Consider the following 20177-nt stretch of genomic DNA (forward strand, 5'->3'; position numbering starts at 1 on the left):
ATGTTGCTGCCCAAATTTGATAGTAACCCTCAAGAACGCCAAGAGCCTCCACGGATTAATCCGGGAGGCTCAAGATATGGCGATATCAGAATAGCTCATCGATTTACACATGTACAAGCTGGAGATAACGTTGTGTTTCATCCAGAACTTCATGATCTTCTTCCTCGGCGTAACGCTCTGCGCATTGCTTGCAGTCCTCTTCAGTCGTGCAACCGTAGGCATCCTGACAAGTGTAGCAAAATTGAAGGTAGTATTGGGTTAACATATGATCCTGATTCGCTCTCATGATTATCACTCCTATCGTTGTTTACAGGTTTAGTATAACAGTGGCTTATTTGTTAGTTTGTGATTTTTTTCACATGTTGTCGTATAAAATTTAAATTTTTTAAAAATAAAACGCCCTGGGAAGACATCCCAGGGCAATCACCTTTATCGTGATTATAAAATCCTCCAGTTTGCACCACCGTCCGTTGTTTTTAACAGCAGTGATTTCTTGTCGTCTAGTCGTTCCAAAAGCAGCCAACCTACCGATGAAGAAGCAAAACGTAGCTTGACTGATCGTGGATAGTCTTTTAGCTTCGAAGGCAGCACCTTGTTGCCTCTGAGACTTGTCCACGTCTTCCCTCCATCCATTGTACGGCTCATTCCGTTTACGGTTATAACCCACCCTTCTTTATCGCTTAGAAAGGTACGCCCAGGAGTTATAGAAGTATTATTGCTACTCAGACCCAATGGCACATCATTCCATTGTGTTCCTGTATTATTCGTAAATAGCCCGTTATATTTTGTACCTTTATCCCCGTAGCAGAGAACCGGAATCCAATATGAAGAACTGTTACCTTCAAGAGACTGCTGAGCTTCTGCCTTAGCCTGAGGGCAACCCTGCATGCTGTTAGCGACCGGAGTCCACGTTTTCCCTAGATTCGAAGTTTTATACAACTTCACCCTGCTGTCCACATTAATCGCCACAAAACCCTGATTGTTGGAAGAAAAGCTCATTCCCGCCACACTGCCCTGATCGGGTAAACCTGAGCCTGACTTGTTGGATGTCATACCAGAACTTTGGGCAACTTTATTCCACGTGGCTCCTCCGTCGGTGGTGTGATACAACATTTTTTGTTGATCCTGCTCATTCAGTTTTATATAAGCCATGATCCAGCCTGTAGTTGGATTTACATATTGAATCGAGCTTACATGGTCTCCGCTTGGTAGCGCTGATACATCCCAGCTCTGTCCTCCATCTGACGTTCTTAGAATGACCGTTGCTGTTTGGTCCAGATTTTGACGGACAACCCAACCGTGACGGGAATCTGTGAAGCTGATATCCTTGCCATATTCAAGCTTGTCTTGAAATTGAACATTTTCGGAGGGAGAAATATTATTCCATGTTTTCCCACCATCATGGGTATCATAAAGGCGCAGCTCATTATGGGTAACTCCCCAAACCAACCCTTTATTGTTATCGATTAAATGAAAATCCGCGATTCGTGTTTGTACAACATATTTGGCGTTTGGATCACCCGCCTTCGGGGTCACCGGCGGATTAATAGTTATCGTCTGTCCCTGGTCATCTGGTTCCTCAATCGAAGGTTTAGTTACAGTTTTTGGGGTTTCAGCAGAACAGGCAGTTAGCAAAATACCCGTCAACAGCATTACTCCTCCCAAGAGCGCACGCCAGCGCAGTTTCATATCAAAATCCTCCCTCGATGGCATGCGGTAATCACGTGCCAAAAGCTTATCTGAAACAGAATTATACCATAAACACCCCTATGTGACACTTTTCGCGTAATGACAAAAAAAACCGGCTCCTTCACAAAAGTGAAGGATACCGGCTTTTTTTATACTAATATTGTTCAGGATTTATGGTTCAACAAACTTTTGTGATATCCATAGAAGAAATAAATCAGTAATCCAAGCAGTAGCCACACGATAAATCCGATCCAGGTGCTGATATGAAGCTGAAGCATCAGACCGATGCAAACCAAAGCACTCAGTAGCGGAAGCAACGGAACCCATGGTACGGTAAACCCTCTTTTCAAATCCGGGCGTGTCTTGCGCAGAACGATGACCCCGACCGAGACTACAGCAAAAGCGAACAGAGTTCCAATACTCGTTAGATTGGTCAGTGCATGCAACGGGAACAAGCCGCTAGCCAATGCGATAATGCTACCCACCAGCCATGTACTTCGAATTGGTGTTTGGGTTTTGGTATTTATTTTAGATAAAAAAACGGGTAAAAGGCCATCACGTGACATGGAAAAGATTAATCGTGTCTGGCCGTACAACAGAACCAGTAAAACGGTCGTCATCCCTGCAATCGCACCGACTGAAATTAATCCAGCTACGAAATCCTGATGAATAAAGCGGAGAGCAAACGCAACCGGATCACTAACGCCCAACTGCGTATAAGGTACCATCCCCGTTAGCACAACTGAAACGGCAATATACAATATCGTGCAGATGGCTAGAGAAGAGATAATGCCGATGGGCATGTTCCGCTGCGGATTGCGTACCTCTTCGGCTGCAGTTGAGATAGCATCGAAACCCAGATAAGCGAAAAATACGATTGCCGCAGCACTTAATACACCAGAAAATCCATAAGGCAAAAATGGTGTCCAGTTGGCAGGCTTAACATAAAAGATTCCAATCGCAATGAATAACAGTACAACCCCAACTTTGACACAAACCATAATGAAATTGAATCGGACCGTTTCCTTGGCTCCGAGACTTAGCAACAGTGTAATGAGCATGATGATGCACACCGCTGGCAGATCAATAATGGTCCCCTTGGTCGAATCAAAGGCTGCGGTTAAAGCTAACGGTAGATGTATATCAAATCCGGCCAGCAAGCCTTGAAAGTAAGCAGACCAGCCACTACTCACAGAGGCGGCCGCTACTCCATATTCCAGAATCAAGTCCCAACCCAGTACCCAGGCCAGAACTTCTCCAAAAACAATATAACTATATGCATAAGCGCTCCCAGCCGCGGGAACTGTAGATGAAAGCTCTGCATAGCACAAGGCTGCCAATACGCAGGCAATCCCTGCAATAACAAAAGAAAGCATCAAGCCGGGACCTGCATTTTCTGCTGCTGCCTTGCCAGTAATAACAAAAATCCCTGTCCCGATGATGCATCCTACTCCTAGCATGGTGAGATCAAAAGGCCCCATTGTTCTCTTTAAGTGACCTGTAGATCCGCTTTCCTCGTGCGAGAGCAGTCCTGTTTTTTTTCGAAATAAGTCCATATTCCTAATCCTCTTTCCATAATTTCATGCGTCAATATCGGTGCTGCAACGCTTTAGTGCGTGTTCTTATCATTCGATTAATTATTAGCGAGCTCGCCTTTGAAGTCAAGGAAAAATGTCATATTTCTTTGCGGTGGGTTAGTATATAGGGTACACTAAGTTGGAAAGATAAATTTTTAAGTAATATCCCAAAATGAAAAGGTATACAACCCGAGAAGGAGATGAGGATTTTATGAGCTTAAAACCTTACAAACGAAGTAGAGTGGCTATTGTCGGCATGGGAGCGGTTGGCACAACAACCGGCTACACCCTGCTGCTGCGCCAACGCATGCAAGAACTTGTCTTTATTGATGTCAACGTCAAAAAGGCGAAGGGGGAAATGCTCGATATGAATCATGGGCTTCCTTTTCTCGGCGGTGTCAAAGTATGGGCGGGTGATTATGAAGACTGCCGTAATGCAGATATCATCATTGTTGCAGCGGGAGCTTCACAAAAGCCGGGAGAAACACGTATTGATCTTCTCAAGCGTAATGCCGAAATTTTTGAAAGTATTATTGATAATATCGTCAAGGTCAATACACATGGCATTTTGCTGATCGCAACCAATCCAGTGGACATTCTCTCCTACATCTCTTGGAAACGCAGTGGTTGGCCTTCAAGCAGAGTCATTGGATCAGGAACGTTGCTGGACAGCGCACGCTTCCGCTATCTGATCGGGAAGCAAAAGGGCATCGATCCACGAAGCATCCACGCCCATATTATTGGAGAACATGGTGACTCTGAGTTACCTGTATGGAGCACAGCCAACGTGGCTGGAACTCCACTGGAGTTGGACGAAGGAACGAAAAATGAAATTTTTGAGAATACGAAGAATGCTGCCTATGAAATTATAGATGCCAAAGGCGCTACATCCTACGCCATCGGGCTGGCTCTTGACCGTATCGTAGCCGCTATTCTCGGAGACGAGGGGTCGGTACTTAATGTGTCCACCCTGCTGGAAGATTATAACGGTGTATCTGACGTTTATTTAGGTGTTCCAAGTATCGTGGATCACAATGGAGTACGTGAAATTTTGGATCTTCCGCTCAATGACGAGGAACGTGCAAGGTTGGTTCAATCTGCGGACAAGCTGAAAGATCAAATTAGTAAAGTGCATATGTAATTCAGTAAGTCAAAAATATATAAGCTAAACAAAAACGGACCTCCACAGCGGATACATCCGTTGTGAGGTCCGTTTTTTTATAATATAATTTCGTTCGTTTGTCGCCCTGCTATGCGTTCCAAATTACCAAGGTGGTGTATCGCCATCCACACCCTCATTTTCATGCTGCCTTTTCTCTTTCAGCCGCTCAGCCACTGCTTCAAAGGATTCAGGTTGTAGTAGTTCAATCGGAGAAAATCCCTTTTCAAACGTAAATGCATCACCTTCAATAATAAGTGCATATCTATCATGAAGTTTTGTGATATGCAGCTTGGCACCAAAGTCGGATAGTAAACCACGCACAGCCGTATCATCCAGTTTGAAACGAACTTCAATTTCCGGTTTTAGCTCGACAATATGCTGCGCAGCCTCTACGACCTGAAGGGGTTCCCACTTCCCTTGCAAATCCCGTTTTTCGCTGGCTGCCCACAGTTCCAGATCGCGCTCTTCCTGCTGTCTTTCCTCATTAGATGCATCCGGCCATTTGGTTTCTACATAGTTCTGAACAAAGCCCATGACATGCTCATTAACGATTTCCGGCATGGATTGCTCATAAGTGACGAATTTCAAAAAGTCTTCAAAATACCGTGCATGCGAAGACTGATGTATTTTAAGCTCCCATTCATCGTTCATACCCTCCTCCAGCATGTAAGGATACATGATGGATTTCATATTACGGGCTGAAATCGCCATTTCGACCTCACTTACCAGACTACTCTCAGTAATCCGTGCAATTTTAGGTTCAAAATCACATTTGAGTACAAAAATAAACGGGTCGTCAGAGTGGGTATTTAATGTAGCCTGTACAATGATCAGTGCTCCACCTCGTACCGCGCTTGTATCCAAATACATCCGCACCAGATCATCACATGCATTTTTAAAATCTTCCTTATCCTCTGCTGCACGTAGTCGGGCGAACATATTGAAATTCGGATTACTGCTCAGTTCATGTTCCGGTTCGACGATAAAGCGGCCAATTTTGGTCGGTGCCTGCTCTGTGCTGGGATTTTTTTCAACCTTTCGCTTGCTAATACGAGCAAATTCCCCGTCCAGAAATTTTTTGACATCACTCTCGTCGTAATCATAGTCATCCATTGTAGCATAATGCTTGTAGGACTTACCGCCTTGTCCTTCTTTTCCGTCTACCTGAATCACAAAAAAAGATAAAAAGTCCACTTGAAAGTTCATTTACGTTCTATACGCTCCTTTTCAGGCATGTACGCGTAATTATATCACTATGATTTTAAAAGGTACATCGGATTCAGATTCTGATAGATAAAGATGCGCTTATTAGTTAACATAATATTAATTATGTTCGTCTTTTTTATTTGAGTATAATTTCCAATTTATAAATATGTAGTGACTCATTCCCTTCTATTCTAATCCGCATTCTTTAGCATGATTGATCACTTCCTTTTGCCTGCTCTACTTCATTCATAATCACAAAAAAACATTTGACTAAATAGTAGTATATTTATTATATTATCTATTGTTATATAGACAAATATTAATTTTGTTTATAAAAAACAAAAAATAAACCCTAAGGGTTTTACCCCCTGAAAACTGGAAAGGAGAGTTTGTTGTTGTTTAAAAATCCATATATAAGGACTATTATCGCCTCCAATGCGTTGCTAAATTTGGGCATCTGGGTGCGGAACTTTGCCATACTGTTGTATGTAACAGATCTGACCCATAATGATCCCGTATACGTATCGCTCATTTCGGTTGCTGAATTTGCGCCTATCTTTCTGTTTGCCATCATTGGAGGTACGTTTGCGGATCGTTGGCGGCCTAGACGGACAATGGTTAGTTGCGATCTGCTGTCGGCTGCATCCATTTTTATCGTGTTGCTCGCATTGTGGTACGGGTCATGGCAAGTGCTCTTGCTATCCACTTTCTTCTCGGCCATTCTATCTCAATTTTCTCAGCCATCTGCGATGAAGATATTAAAGCAGCATGTAGCACCAGAACAGCTTCAGGGAGTGATGGCTCTTTTTCAGTCTCTCATGGCATTATTTATGGTTATCGGTCCTGTCGTCGGTACATTTATTTATCAACACTTTGGTATTTTCTCTTCATTGTCTATAACAGGAATGTTGTTTCTCATCTCTGCGCTTGTTCTGACTCGTATCCCACAAGATGAACAAGCAATTGAGATAGATCGACCAACTCATTTTATTGAAGAGCTTAAAGAAGGAATACGTTATGTATGGAATAACCGTACACTTCGCACGCTTGGAGGAACATTTACCATAATTGGGCTGGCAGTTGGACTTATTCAACCATTAATGGTTTTTGTCGCTATCGAGAACCTCGGACAAGAAAAGGAATTTTTACAATGGCCGTTAATGGCGAACGGAGCAGCTATGCTGTTGGGCGGCGGTCTGATTATGGGGATTGCCAAAAATGTTCAGCCGCAATTGCTGCTGGCGACTGGACTTCTGGTCAGCACACTGACAACCTTTGGAGTCGGATGGTCGCACAATATTGTGCTGACAATGGCATTACAAGTACTCAGCGGTCTATTTTATCCTTGCATTCATATCGGTATCAACACGATGATGATGAAAAATGCCGAAGCTGCTTTTATCGGTCGTGTCGGTGGTGCCCTCTCTCCCCTGTTCTCCGGGATGATGGTCGTCGGTATGAGCATCGGCGGAACACTCAAACGCGAATCCTCCCTGTACACCGTATATATCGTGAGCGCCGGCTTATTTTTAGTCGGATCGATGTTGTTGTTACCGCTGCTTCGTGACAGACAGCCTGTACAAGCTGTCACATCCGTTGATTCTAAATAAGAGCACAAGAAACCGCCCTGGGAGATATGATATGCCAGCTACTAGGGCGGTTTCTTAATGTTAGTACTCTGTTTCATATGGATGCTGTATTCCTGCTGGAGTGGGATCATTTTCATAAATCATTTAATCGAAATTAGTTAACATAATATATTTTTCGTTAACTCATTGTCCTCATGATCACTTTTTCATCAAATTGATGAAGTCAGCCTTGACTTCCATACCTGTCTGATTGTATATTGTGGATATATCTTCAATTAAGGGAGAGATTTTAATGTCGGTGAACGTTCTTAACTAAGCAATTGCATATTCAGGGAAAACCATCAGGCGCTTGTACCCTTCAGGGACAGGTTTGTTTGTTGCTGAGTTTTCACCCTGGTATTAGTTAAGAACATGCGGATATCATAAATCGCCTTAGGGATTATTTTCATTTAGGCCTTATTCCGTGCTGTGTTCAGCACGGTTTTTTTGTTTCCAGCTTTGTGAACTCCTTTTACACGTTTTTCTATTCATAAGCCAATTAACTGATATGTTGGTTGGCCTGTGGTTTAAAACGCAGAATTGGTGAGTTCACATGCTGGATTATAGGCTTATTTGATGATACATTCCCTCTTCCTTAAAGGGCGGAGAATGAACGTTTTGTTCATTCTCCGCCCTTTTTTTGTTTTTCAGAAAAGTTTTAAAAAAATCCTGTCAATACACAACTAAAGGAGAGATTTATTCATGAACGAAACTACAATGCTGCGTTTGGAATATGATCAGATTAAAACAAGAGTATCTGAATGTGCTTTTTCGTACCTGGGTAAGCATCATGCCGCTTCCATGCAACCAATTACAGATATCCGTACAATCAAAATTCGTCTTAACGAAACGAGCGAAGCTTTACAGCTCATTCGCCACGGAGCTAGCGTACCCGTTCCTTCATTGGAAGGAATGGAGCACATTCTGCACCTCTTGGGAACCGGCTATATGTTCAGCGAGCGTGATTTTTCTCATTTGGCCCAATTCATCAGAAGCTGCATGCAGCTGATGAAATATATGCATGCCAAGGCGGATGCAGCTCCAACCGTCAGTGCTTATGCTTCTTCCATGTATGGTATGGAGTCACTCCTATCCGAAATCGAGAGATGCATTTATTCGGGTCGAGTGACGGATAACGCCAGTAAAGAGCTAGCTAAAATTCGCAAAAAAATTGCAGTTACTGAAGAACGTATCAAGAGGAAATTAGACTCTCTCACCAGCCGTCATCGATCCATCATGCAAGAAAATATGATCAGTCAGCGCAATGGCCGTTATGTACTTCCGATCAAAAAGGAATTCCGCAAACAGGTGAAAGGCAATGTACTGGATGAATCGGGAAGCGGTCAAACGGTCTATGTTGAACCTGCAGAGATCGTAAATCTACAATTCGAACAAAGCGCAAACATGGCAGAGGAATCAAAAGAGGAAATGAAAGTGCTGGGAGATCTGACCGCAATGGCTGAGTCATACAACCGGGAACTAAGCATTAATACAGAGACGGTAGGCATACTGGATTTTTTATTGGCTAAAGCTAAATACGCCATGACCCTGGATGCTGTTTCTGTCGAGCTTAACGATGAGGGGATTATAGATATCCATGGTGCACGTCACCCATTGATGGCGAATACTATGGTGCCGCTTGATTTCTCAATTGGTGAGGGTTATTCCTCGCTTATTATTACCGGACCGAATACAGGCGGAAAAACGATGGCTCTCAAAAGCGTCGGTCTGTTAACACTCATGGTGCAATCGGGCCTGCTGGTACCTGTTTTGCAAGGCAGCCGCATGTCTGTATTCGAGGACATTGTGGTAGACATCGGGGATGGCCAAAGTATTGAACATGCTTTGAGCACCTTTTCTGCACATATTCGCAACATGATTGGCATTTTGGAAACGGCCGGCAGCTCTACTCTAATCCTGATCGATGAAATGGCTTCTGGTACTGATCCGGGAGAAGGCGTAGGCCTATCTATCGCACTGCTGGAAGAATTTCATCGTCGACGGACGACAGTAGTGGCTACCACCCACTTTAGCGAAATCAAGCATTTTGCTGAAAACACACCGGGATTTCAAAATGCTCGTATGGAGTTTGATACCGAAACGTTGCAACCCTTGTACCGACTTCGCATCGGTGAGGCTGGGGAAAGCTATGCATACGCAATTGCTTTGAAACTAGGCATGTGGACTCGCATTATCGAACGTTCGGAGGCCATTTCTGCTGGAAGAACGTCTCAGAATACACAGAAGTCTTTGGTTCCTCCCCCTTCTTTTGACGATAAAAGGCCTGAGGATGTATGTAAACCTACCTCTAAAAAAGCATCTACAGACCGTACAGTCGCAAAACAGGAAAAACAAGAGAACCCACTCATAACCAGGTCGTTTGCTCTTGGAGATAGTGTTTATGTCGGCTACCTAGATCGAACTGGTATTGTTTGCAAAACGGAGGATGAACGAGGCAATGTTGGAGTTTTGATTCAAGGACAAAAGCTGATCATAAACAAAAAGAGGCTCGTTCTTCACATCGCAGCAACAGAATTATATCCAGACGATTATGATTTGGATATTGTTTTAGAAACAAAGGAAAATCGAAAAAAACGAAAGCTTCTAGCACGCAAGCATGTTCAGGGGCTAATCATTGAATCTCCTCCGGAAAATGAAAAGTAAGCGTACGTGCATATTCTTCATTGAAAAATAAGTTGCTTCGGAATGTTATACGCACCAAATGGACATAATATATATTATGTAAACGAGGTGAATACAAAAGAGCATGTCTTAAGCTTAAAGACACGCTCTTTTGCTTTTATTTTATCTCATACTTCAAGATGCTGTGATTGCATGTAGTTGTATATAGCACCTAGCAAATTCGCTTCATTGCCTAATTTACTTTGCTCAATATCTGCACGCACAAAATTTAAGATTGAATGCAAATAAAGCTTCTCTAGCTCTTCCTTAATAGTAACAACCAGCAAAGGATTGGCAGATATGCCTCCCCCAATCACAAACTTTTCAGGGTCAAGAATTGTTTGTAGGTTAATAATTTGTGTTGCGATGTTCCTGCAGTATTCTCGAAAAATCTTTTGAACCGTGTGATCACCTTCTTCAATGAGCTTGAATACTTTTTCACCTGTAATAGAATCTGCTGGAAGTCCTTTAGCCTTGGCAACCGTTTTAGCTAAAACAGAACTACTACCCTGCATACCAAGCAGATAATCCACATTGTCTGCATGCTCGTTGTTAGTTCTGATGAAGGAGAATTCCCCAGCCGATAAATGATGGCCTTTCAGCAATTTACCTTGAGAGATGATTCCACCGCCCATCCCTGTTCCAACAACCAAAACAACACCATCAGCGATCCCCTGTAGTGAGCCGCGCCATACTTCTCCAAGAGCAGCACACTTTCCATCATTTTCAATGGCTACGGGTAAATGAAACGCTTTCTTAAAAACTTCAATGATATTGATATCGTTTATATACCTTAATGAACCACCATGCACCATATGACCCGTGACAGAGTCCACAATACCTGGCATGCTGACGGCTATACCTTCACATTCATCTATAAACTGACTGTGAATTTGCTTCAAAGCTATAAGCAGATTCTCTAGTGAATCTAACGGTGTAGCAACTTTGCCCTTTGTCATAAATTCACCTTGAGAATATAAACTGAATTTAATAAAAGAGCCGCCAATATCAAAAACCAGTATTTTATTTTTCATGCTGCGTATAGTCCCTTCATTCGGTAGTGTGGAATCTGGAGGTCTATCTCTCATAAACGATAATTAATATTAGTGCTTTTGTAAATCCATCATTTTCTTTATCGTTAACAATACACCGTTTTCTTCATTGGATTTGGTAATAAAACTTGCTGCATTTTTAGTGTTCTCACAAGCATTTTTTACAGCAAAACTGTATTTGGCAATACTCATAAGCTCCACATCATTTTCACCATCTCCAAAAGACATGGTTTCATCCATAGTAACGCCCAATATCTCTTGGAGTTTTCTTACCGTCTCCCCTTTATGAGTATGAAGCGCTGTTATATCCAGCCAATTTGCTTCAGAATCGACAATATAAATTTGATCTAGCAGCGTTTCTTCAACATGTTTTCTTAACAAGGAACTTCTCCCGGATGGATCGTAAACCGTTATTTTAAGAAAGTTGCTGTTTATTTGATCAAATGAATCAATCTTTAGCACTTCCTTGTAGGAGCCCTTCACAATTTTGTAATATTCCTCTTGAATATGAGAGTGAACATAAGCTCCTTCTGTTGTACATGCTATGATAATAAAATTCTTAGCAAAAGCTTCAATTTGATTGATCGCTTGTAATGCTAAATTACGTTCAATTGTAAACTCTTTTACAACGACTCCATCCTTTTTAATGCGAGTCGCGCTGTCCCCTAAAATCCAGATTCCTTTTCCATGTTCACCAAACAATTCTTCTACTCTTTCACATTGCTTACCTGTACAAGCAACAAAGGAGATATTATTTTCTTGCATTTCTTCATACACTTGATTGAATAATTCAATATCAAACGTGCCACTATTGTTCAGAAAAGTACCATCCAAATCACTTACTACCAGTTTAAACATAAATAAGCCTCCCTTAGTTGTTTGATACACTCATTGTCAGTTCATACTACGGTTTTTTATGTTCATTCCAGGGAACAACATCAAAGTCTCTATTAAAATTCTCAAACTTACGTGCTGCAAGCTTTTGAACAAAAGAAGAATGAGCCAAACTACTGATTATGAAATACGTAATGCATAAAACGGTAACGCATAAGACTCCTTCAATCCCCACATTGTCGCACTCCCTTCTGTCGTATCTGCAACTTTTATACAACATCTAATCCATTTAAACAGCTCGATACAGTTCCAGTCCACTTCATAAAAGATTTAATTAAAGAAGTTAATAAAGATGGTAAAAAAAGTACCTTTATTAAGTGATTATAAAGCTACTCAAAAAAATCATCGATGGAGCGGTAAGGTTTTACATCCATAGGCTGTCTTGATAATGCTAAGCACCAGTAAGTACCACACCATATAACTAAACATAATAAAATGAGTGAGATCATAGAGTGCTCTCCTTTCTCTTTTAGGGTATACATTTACTTTAGCTGATGAAACGCGTTTCAAGTCAAGTTGTAATTTGTCTTAACCCTTCAAAATTCTCTTTCTCAGTATACGATTCACTTGTTCTGAACTGAGTAGCATAAAAAGAAGGAAAACAAGGACTGCAACCGGAAAAAAATGAATACTTACCTGAGATGCTATCAGCCCAACAATGGGCGGGAGTAATGTTGTGCCTGTATAAGCAACAGCCATCTGATAACCCATGAGTTTGGCGGAGTTTTCCTTACCGAACCGTGTTGGCGTTTCATGAAGAAGTCCAGGATAAATCGGTGCAAGCCCTAATCCAATAAGGATAAAACCGGGCAATAAAAAGGCAACAGGCAACGGAAGCAGCAAAATGAGTCCGCCTGCAACAGCAGTAAGTTGGCCAATCCGGATTAGGATACGATTATTTATTTTTAAAGTTACAAACCCCGTAATCAGCCTGCCTACCGTGATTCCACCGTAGTACAAAGATACCCAACCAGCAGCAGTTTCAGCTGGGATGTTTCTAGCCCCTACCAAAAAGCTGGCTCCCCATAAACCTACCGTTGCCTCTACACCACAATAAAACAAAAAAGCAACGAGCGTGTTCTTAACTCCTTTCATTCGAATTAGATTTTGTTTGGGTGTGTTCTCAACTTGTGCTATATTGTGATCCATCTGTGAGTAGTCTGATTGAGCTTCAGAAATAATCGAATCTTGTATCGCGTTTACACGTTTCCATAATGGCAGTGTAATAAGCAAAATAATAACAAGTCCCCACTGAATCATGGATACGGCTGTATAGCCACTTCTCCATGAATTGTAGTTCGAAATGTAGAAAGACATAATGATTGGTCCCATCGTAGCTCCAACACCCCAAAAACAATGCAGCCAGCTCATATGATGTGCCTTATAATGAGTAGCCACATATTGATTGAGTGCTGCATCTACAGCTCCCCCGCCGAGACCAAGAGGAATTGCTAAGAGTACGAGCCAGAACAATGAAGGTGCAAAAGAAAACCCGAGTAACGCTCCTGCAGTCAAAAAGCAGCTCATTAGAGTAATCTTGCCTGTACCTATTTTTTCAATGATAGTTCCACTGGCTAGACTTGATACAATGGTTCCGCCTGCAACGACCATGGATACTATTCCGGCTGACCCAAAATCAGCCCCGAGTTCCGGCCACATCACAGGCCATGCTGCCCCAAACAGGGAATCCGGGATTCCCAAGCTAATAAACGCTAGATAAATAATAATCAGAAACCAGGTTGCCATCATGTTTCTCCTCCTCTGCTCAAACGATAGATGTCATTATCTAAAAACAATAATAGGACGCTCTAATTCTTTTAGGGTTAACTCTCTCAACCCTGTTTTAAAATCCTCATAAAATAAATCGGAGAGAACAATGTCAGGATACAAAGGCATCTCATGCTTAGCTTTGTAGGTTTCCAAAAAACGAAAGAAAGAGTCTTCTTCTATATTCTCTCTATAGACTACAATTTGATCAGGATCAAATATAGATTGTAATGTTTGAATTATTTCACATATACTATTGAAAAAAACTTCTCTTCCCTTGCTTTCATCCCACACTATAGACGGGAGGAATTTGATTTCACCAGCCAATCCATGTTTGCCCTTTAAAACTCCATTGCGTAAATAAATCCCCATCCCTGGTGGAGAATTTTCAGGAAAATAGATAGCTAGCACACATTGATCTTCATCTAACTGTTCTCTGTAAACGTATCCACATACAGCCGCATTTACATCATTCTCCACCATAACGGGCAAACCAAATTTGCTCTGCACATCCTCTGCCAACCGGATTCCATTCAACCTTTCATGGCTGCTGACTGTAATCTCTCCATCAACCGATTGTCCCGGGATTCCAATACCAATAACCTTAATAGAAGGATAAAGTGAAATGATGCCTTGAATCGTGGAATAAAATTGTGCATCATCAAAAATTTGAAAGGGATGTTCTTCTTTCATGAGAGCGTCCTCGTTTAAATTAACGACCGTGGTTGATACTACATCCGTTCCTTGTTTTTCATTAATATGTATAATCAGTGCCAGACTATACTCATAATTAAAACGATAGGTTAATGCATGTCTACCACCGTTGGAAGGCACAATCTCATCTTCAAAAATCTCTCCATTATTAAGCAATTCCTGCATAAGCGTATTGATAGTCACCACACTTAAATCAGTCAATGCGGCCAGTTGGGGCTTTGTGGCCTTGCTGATCTGCTTTAATACTTTACGAACCAGATTCAGATTTATTTCTTTAATTAAATTTGTATTAGCTTTTTCCATACCGTGCTCCTTCTTTTTACAAAATTAGTGGAACCACTTCATAAACCATATTTATAAAGTGGTTCCACTAATTTTGTAGCAAAATATTACCTTTGTCAAGACCAGAGTATGCTGGGCATTAAATAAACAAAGCTGTAAAAATCAAGACAAAGCTTATGATAAAGATTACAAGTTCATAATATTAAGAACATAGTATCATGGATTTAATTTACAAGTCAGGTTCAATTATTTTCTAGTTTGTTTACGTAAAAATAATTATGTAAACTAACTCTAGATAAACTATACAATATAATCGTGGAATATACTTACAATCCCGTTATAGGTATCTGAATATCCAGTTTATCCATCGCTTTTTCTTTTTCCCGATCAGTGACATGTGTATATACCGTGGTCGTCTGAATGGATGAGTGCCCCAGCAGCTCTTGCACTGTACGCAGATCTGCTCCCTTGCGTAAAAGCATCGTGGCAAATGTATGTCTCAGCTTATGACTGGAATAAGCCTCCCGACGTTCTGTGCCCTTATCTTGCTGGAATCGTTCAAACGTTTCTGTAGCAATCTGTTGAATAGAACGCACCGCCAGACGGCGGCCTTTTTGGGATATGAACATCGCGTCTTCCTTACCTCTCCACGGCGTCAATCTTTCCTCCAATGCATGCTCTACAAAATCACATACAGCCGTCGGCACTGGCAGGGTGCGCCACTTACGTCCTTTACCGAACACATCTAAGGTGCGTCTTTCTCGGCTGTAATCTGAGATATTCAAAGAATGAACCTCCCCCACCCGTAATCCCATGTAAACCATAAGTAGAAAGATAGCCATATTACGATTTGCATACTTCCCTTCCACCGCAAGCAAAAACGGCTGGATATCCTTCTCATCCAGATAGACAGGCATACGATTCTTTTCAGTCTTTGCTTTTTTGATTCCCGCTGCCGGATTCGTGCTGCATAACTCAAATTCATGTAGCGCTCTAAAAAAACTGTTCACCGCTGCATGCTTCCGGTTCCGCGTACTATCTCCGGCGCCTCCCTCCCGCGCTTTAGACAAATACGACATCACATGAATCTTTTTCACCTGGTCAAGTGGTTTATTACGCAATGTACGTAAAAACTGTTTTACATCCCCCATGTAATTTTTTTGCGTATGTATTGTATATCCCGCATCCTTCATCCAAATCAAAAAAGCTTCCAGCTCTTCAGTATACACTTCATCAATTTCGTCTATAGTATCCAGATCCATATGCCGCAGCTCTTTTCTCATCCCGCTTGCCTCCATTCAGTTCAAATTCCAAAATATGCTGTAAAACGATCATCTTCGTCTGATTTTTATCGACAATCCAATCGACATCTTATGCAGGAGAGCATATAAAAGTCGTTTTAAACCTAAACTGCGTATAATTTATATTATACGCAGTTTTTTTGAGCACTTTTTAAGTATAAATAAAGCGTGTCCCTCTTGTCCAGCCTATGTACTTACCCTTTTTTGCTCATCCGATTATACATCAGCACGTACTGGCCTTTGTGACGGCAGATTCCTGCTGGACGCCTACATGCCCTATCATTTAAACTATTAGAAATTAATTTTTGAAAGTACGGGATTACAGCGAAAGCATGAGGCTCCATCACCCCATCTTACAATGTAATACAAGCATCACTTTCTGCCAGCTGTAATCCCGTTTATTATTACATAATAATTATTATGTAAACTAAGAGCGGAGGATGAATGTATGATTAACAAATTGTACTGGTTACCGGTCGGTCAGCTTGATATTGATCGCTCCTCACTCAACCATCATGCACAGCCTGGTGAACTGGTGCGCCTGCAAATCTGGTCGTATCTGCTGGAGACAGATCACGGTCCGATTCTCATTGACACCGGTATGCCGGATTCGTTTATCAACAATCCAGATTATTTTAAAAATACACCGTTTGAAGGGCGTTTCATTCCCCATATGTCAGCCGATGATAGTATCGTAGCTGTACTGGATCGGATTGGCTATCAACCAGACGATATCCATGCCATCGTAATCTCTCATATGCATATGGATCATGCCGGAGGCAATCCGCATTTTCCGAATACACCGATTTATGTGCAGCAGGCCGAAGCAGACGCTGCGATCGGTAATCTGGAGTATGCGCCGCCGGAATGCGTGCAGACGAACTTGAATTACCGACTGCTCCAAGGGGACCATGAGCTGGTTCCGGGCTTGCAACTGCTCTATACTCCGGGTCATTCGCCGAGTCATCAGTCCGCGCTGGTCACAACAAAGGAATCGGGTCCGGTCATGCTGACGATTGATGTTGCCTACACGCAGGAGAATTACGCAAACGACGTGCCGTTTGACGGCTTTGACCGTGAACAGGCACGCCAGTCAATCGCCCGCGTTCAGCAGATTGTGCAGGAGGTTAAGCCGAACCTATTGTTCTTCGGTCATGATCCTGAGCAGGTAGCCGTTCAGCCGGTATATCCACAATACAAATAATGATAAATGTTATAGCCTCTTATTTTTTTCTTTTCATTAGGTAGTTGTAACGACTTCGACATTTAGGGCTGCAAAATTTGGTCACCTGAGATCGCTGATATGGAATAAACCAAAGATTGCATTGAATAACCTTTGCTGTTCTCGTTGCTCCTCTCCATAGCTTCCAGCAAACTGATAAGTGATTGCATAAACATGAAGCTAATGTCCCTAATCTCCTGTTATCGCCAGCATAAGGAAGTATATCTAAGAACTCAGGGGGTGAGCAGCTGTCGACGCGGTATGGATGATGAGGATAAGTATTTTGCTATCTCATTCTGTTTTCCCTTGATCATCCAGCACGATATACTTAAAGAAGTCGAAAGGCAACCTTATATTCAGTCTATGCTTATTTCTAAAATGTAGATTTATTCATGACAAAGGGAGTGTTCATTTACTTATGAGTACCGAAATGCTGGAACGTCGAAGTGAGATTTTAAAACGAAACATCCATCAGTTGCTGGTTCAGGAAAATCAACACGGCGTGACACGGCAGGAAAATTACACGTTGCATAAAATGATCAGAGAGCTGCATCAAACCTCTCATGCCTTGAATACTTCCCGTTGAGATGAAAGGCTGCTACATCAAACAAAAAATAACCTTCAGCTCCACTTCTTTAGTGGTGTTGAAGGTTATTTTTTATGTTATCCTTTTGAGCGACTCAAAAGATATAAGAAGTATGGCGCACCTATGATGGCAACAATTAATCCTGTCGGAATTTCTTTCTGTAAAGGTAAGGCTCGTGTGATCGTATCCGCTACAAGTACCAGGAGTGCTCCGACTAAAGCACAGGTTACCAGCAGCATTTTATGCTTCGGACCCACTAGCTTTCTTGCCAAATGTGGAGCTACCAAACCGACAAAACCGATCCCGCCACTAACCGACACACTTGAACTGGCTAGTCCAACTGCAGCCGCGAGGAGAAGAATGCGTTCCTTTTCAATAGGTGTACCTAACCCGGATGCCGTCTGATCCCCCAAATTAAGCACATTCATTACGTTTGCTTTATAGTATGCGAAGGGAAGCAATACAATTATCCAAGGCAGCAGAGCCATTACGAATTTCCAGTTTGAACCCCATATGCTTCCTGCTAACCAATTAGCTACAAACGTGTAGCTTTCAGGTGTCAACTTAAGAGTCATAATGATCATGGCAGCACTGATGCCCGCCGCTACCCCAATTCCGCTCAGCAATAGCCTTGTCGGAGAAATGCCTTCGCCTTTTTTGTAAGAAAGAGCATAGATCAGAATAGCAGCCGCTCCCGATCCAATTAGTGCAAGAGCGGGTAGTAAAAATAATGAATTCATAGTTTGCATAGATGGGAAAAGTAGTACAAACAACATCACCATCAGCCCGGCGCCTGCATTAATCCCCAGAATACCAGGGTCTGCTAGACTGTTGCGTGATACCCCCTGCATAATACAACCGGAAACAGCCAAACCTGCACCGATCAGAATGGCAATAATCATTCGCGGTAACCGAAATTCAAAGAGAATTAATTCCTGCTGTGGAGTCCCTTGTCCGAACAAGGTTCTAAAAAGCTCCATTGGCGAAAGTCGGATCGTTCCCGTGTTCGCGCTCACAGTGAATGCAGCAATGAGCAATACAAGCAAAATGATAACAACCATCCAATCATGGATTTTTTTACGGTGACTTGCTTTGGCAATAGCCTCATTCGTAACGTTACTCATCTTACAGTGCCCTCCTTTCTTTACGTGCCAGGTAAAGGAAGAATGGAACACCAATTAAGGCAATAAGTACACCCACTGGTGTTTCCTCAGGTGCATTAATCATACGGGCCGCCAGATCGGCAAACACGATAAGTAAAGCTCCCATAATAGCCGAACAAGGAATAATCCAGCGATAATCGACCCCAACCAGTTTGCGCGTGATATGGGGAATAATCAACCCTACGAACCCTATAGAACCAACCAACGATACCGCAGCACCCGCCAGGATTAATACGAGAACCATACCGGCGACCTTTACCATCCCAGTTCGCTGACCAAGGCTCAACGCAATTTCGTCTCCTAGACTAAGTAACGTAATGGAGCGTGATAACATGAGAGCACCGATAAAAGCTGCCACAACCCATGGAACGACAATGCCTAGCTGAACCCACTTGGTCCCACTAAGTCCTCCAGCATACCAAAAGGCCAAATCCTGTCCAACATTAAAGTATAAACTGATCGTATCTCCTAAGGCAGACAGCAATGCCGTGACAGCTGCACCCGCCAATACAAGGCGAACTGGCGTAATACCTGATTTGGAAATAGCGCTTGTACCATAGACCAACATAACCGCCAAGGCTGCACCCACAAAAGAATACAGCATTAACTGCAAAAAGGAAGTACCCGGAAAAAGAGCAAAGCAAATCGCCATCGTCAAGCTGGCGCCCGAATTCAGCCCAAGCAAGCCAGAGTCCGCAAGCGGATTGCGGGTCATCCCCTGCATAATGGCCCCTGCTACGGCGAAACAAACTCCGATTAACACACCACCCAGAATCCGAGGTAGACGGATTTCCCATATAATTTGATGGTTTTGCAGCTCAGGATTAAAATGAAAGACGGCGTTCCAGACCTCCTCCAGTTTGATTGAGGCTGCACCAAATGATAAAGACAGAGCGATACCGAATGCTAACAGTGCTAATCCGGCTGTCAGGATAAGCGAAGCCGCCCATGGCCGCGATTGAAATTGAGTCGGCGGCTGATTACGATTGCTTTGAGCAGAACTATCCGAAGATTCTGATAATTTCATAACTATGGTTCACCCTTACTGTTAAATAGTATGTAGGCTATCACGAAAACCTGTAGTGAAGATAATATTTGATAATGAGAATTATTATCATGCAATCTTTACTATTGTAAATTAATGCGGCAACAGCTTCAATAGCAAAATTTCGACGATTTTCTTATGTTCAGCTGTTTGTGAAAAATAAAGCCCTCTGGCAAAAATACCAAAGGGCTGCCAACATTACCGAAA

The 20177-nt window shown here is 42.4% G+C and carries 16 protein-coding genes; 5 read left to right on the plus strand and 11 right to left on the minus strand.

Translation table 11 applies throughout. The features are described from left to right. Window positions 1-103: 103 nt before the first annotated feature. The 3 genes from EGM68_RS13560 to bcaP all read right to left on the minus strand — a co-directional run bounded on the left by EGM68_RS13560 (window position 104) and on the right by bcaP (window position 3245). A complete protein-coding gene (locus EGM68_RS13560) occupies window positions 104-286 on the minus strand; it encodes a hypothetical protein (protein ID WP_013371387.1) in 183 nt (60 codons plus the stop codon). Between the two features lie 152 nt (window positions 287-438). Continuing rightward, window positions 439-1689, minus strand: a complete 1251-nt coding sequence (locus EGM68_RS13565; RefSeq protein WP_129549407.1) for a WD40/YVTN/BNR-like repeat-containing protein — start codon at window positions 1687-1689, stop codon at window positions 439-441. A 164-nt stretch (window positions 1690-1853) separates the two neighbouring features. Continuing rightward, window positions 1854-3245 (minus strand): branched-chain amino acid transporter BcaP, encoded by a 1392-nt coding sequence (gene bcaP / locus EGM68_RS13570; protein WP_025678942.1) that lies wholly within the window; start codon window positions 3243-3245, stop codon window positions 1854-1856. A gap of 232 nt (window positions 3246-3477) precedes the next feature. On the opposite strand from bcaP, the gene EGM68_RS13575 reads away from it, so the two are divergent. After that, window positions 3478-4407 carry an L-lactate dehydrogenase gene (locus tag EGM68_RS13575; protein WP_025678944.1) on the plus strand — a complete coding sequence of 310 codons (930 nt, stop codon included), beginning with the start codon at window positions 3478-3480 and terminating at the stop codon, window positions 4405-4407. A 123-nt stretch (window positions 4408-4530) separates the two neighbouring features. On the opposite strand, the gene EGM68_RS13580 is transcribed toward EGM68_RS13575, so the two are convergent. Next, the gene (locus EGM68_RS13580) at window positions 4531-5634 is read right to left on the minus strand and encodes a DUF3900 domain-containing protein (protein WP_129549408.1); all 1104 of its coding nucleotides are present in this window, start codon (window positions 5632-5634) and stop codon (window positions 4531-4533) included. Between the two features lie 395 nt (window positions 5635-6029). Between EGM68_RS13580 and EGM68_RS13585 the strand changes: the two genes are divergently transcribed. Both EGM68_RS13585 and EGM68_RS13590 read left to right on the plus strand, forming a co-directional pair. After that, the gene (locus EGM68_RS13585) at window positions 6030-7244 is read left to right on the plus strand and encodes an MFS transporter (protein ID WP_129549409.1); all 1215 of its coding nucleotides are present in this window, start codon (window positions 6030-6032) and stop codon (window positions 7242-7244) included. 720 nt (window positions 7245-7964) lie between these two features. Then, on the plus strand, window positions 7965-9926 hold the full coding sequence (locus tag EGM68_RS13590) for an endonuclease MutS2 (RefSeq protein ID WP_129549410.1): 1962 nt from the start codon (window positions 7965-7967) through the stop codon (window positions 9924-9926). Window positions 9927-10072: 146 nt separating this feature from the next. On the opposite strand, the gene EGM68_RS13595 is transcribed toward EGM68_RS13590, so the two are convergent. The 5 genes from EGM68_RS13595 to EGM68_RS13615 form a co-directional block, all read right to left on the minus strand. Continuing rightward, window positions 10073-10978, minus strand: coding sequence for an ROK family protein (locus tag EGM68_RS13595; protein ID WP_025678948.1), 906 nt, complete (start codon window positions 10976-10978; stop codon window positions 10073-10075). A gap of 69 nt (window positions 10979-11047) precedes the next feature. Further along, complete coding sequence (locus EGM68_RS13600; protein WP_025678950.1) at window positions 11048-11854, minus strand: HAD-IIB family hydrolase; 807 nt, start codon at window positions 11852-11854, stop codon at window positions 11048-11050. 564 nt (window positions 11855-12418) lie between these two features. Continuing rightward, window positions 12419-13639 (minus strand): MFS transporter, encoded by a 1221-nt coding sequence (locus EGM68_RS13605; RefSeq protein ID WP_129549411.1) that lies wholly within the window; start codon window positions 13637-13639, stop codon window positions 12419-12421. Between the two features lie 33 nt (window positions 13640-13672). After that, complete coding sequence (locus EGM68_RS13610; protein ID WP_013371398.1) at window positions 13673-14674, minus strand: ROK family protein; 1002 nt, start codon at window positions 14672-14674, stop codon at window positions 13673-13675. A gap of 305 nt (window positions 14675-14979) precedes the next feature. Continuing rightward, complete coding sequence (locus EGM68_RS13615) at window positions 14980-15936, minus strand: tyrosine-type recombinase/integrase (RefSeq protein ID WP_129549412.1); 957 nt, start codon at window positions 15934-15936, stop codon at window positions 14980-14982. Between the two features lie 466 nt (window positions 15937-16402). Here EGM68_RS13615 and aiiA point away from each other — a divergent pair, with 466 nt between their 5' ends. Further along, window positions 16403-17158, plus strand: a complete 756-nt coding sequence (gene aiiA / locus EGM68_RS13620; protein ID WP_129549413.1) for a quorum-quenching N-acyl homoserine lactonase AiiA — start codon at window positions 16403-16405, stop codon at window positions 17156-17158. 436 nt (window positions 17159-17594) lie between these two features. Beyond that, window positions 17595-17762 (plus strand): hypothetical protein, encoded by a 168-nt coding sequence (locus EGM68_RS25735; protein WP_007432475.1) that lies wholly within the window; start codon window positions 17595-17597, stop codon window positions 17760-17762. Between the two features lie 77 nt (window positions 17763-17839). On the opposite strand, the gene EGM68_RS13630 is transcribed toward EGM68_RS25735, so the two are convergent. Next, a complete protein-coding gene (locus EGM68_RS13630) occupies window positions 17840-18886 on the minus strand; it encodes a FecCD family ABC transporter permease (RefSeq protein ID WP_129549415.1) in 1047 nt (348 codons plus the stop codon). 1 nt (window position 18887) lies between these two features. Continuing rightward, entirely contained in the window at window positions 18888-19952 is a 1065-nt protein-coding gene (locus EGM68_RS13635) for a FecCD family ABC transporter permease (protein WP_025674533.1), read from the minus strand. Window positions 19953-20177: the final 225 nt, after the last annotated feature.

Origin of the sequence: Paenibacillus sp. M-152, assembly GCF_003856555.1 — a bacterium.
In the GTDB taxonomy this organism is placed as follows: Bacteria; Bacillota; Bacilli; order Paenibacillales; family Paenibacillaceae; genus Paenibacillus; species Paenibacillus polymyxa_C.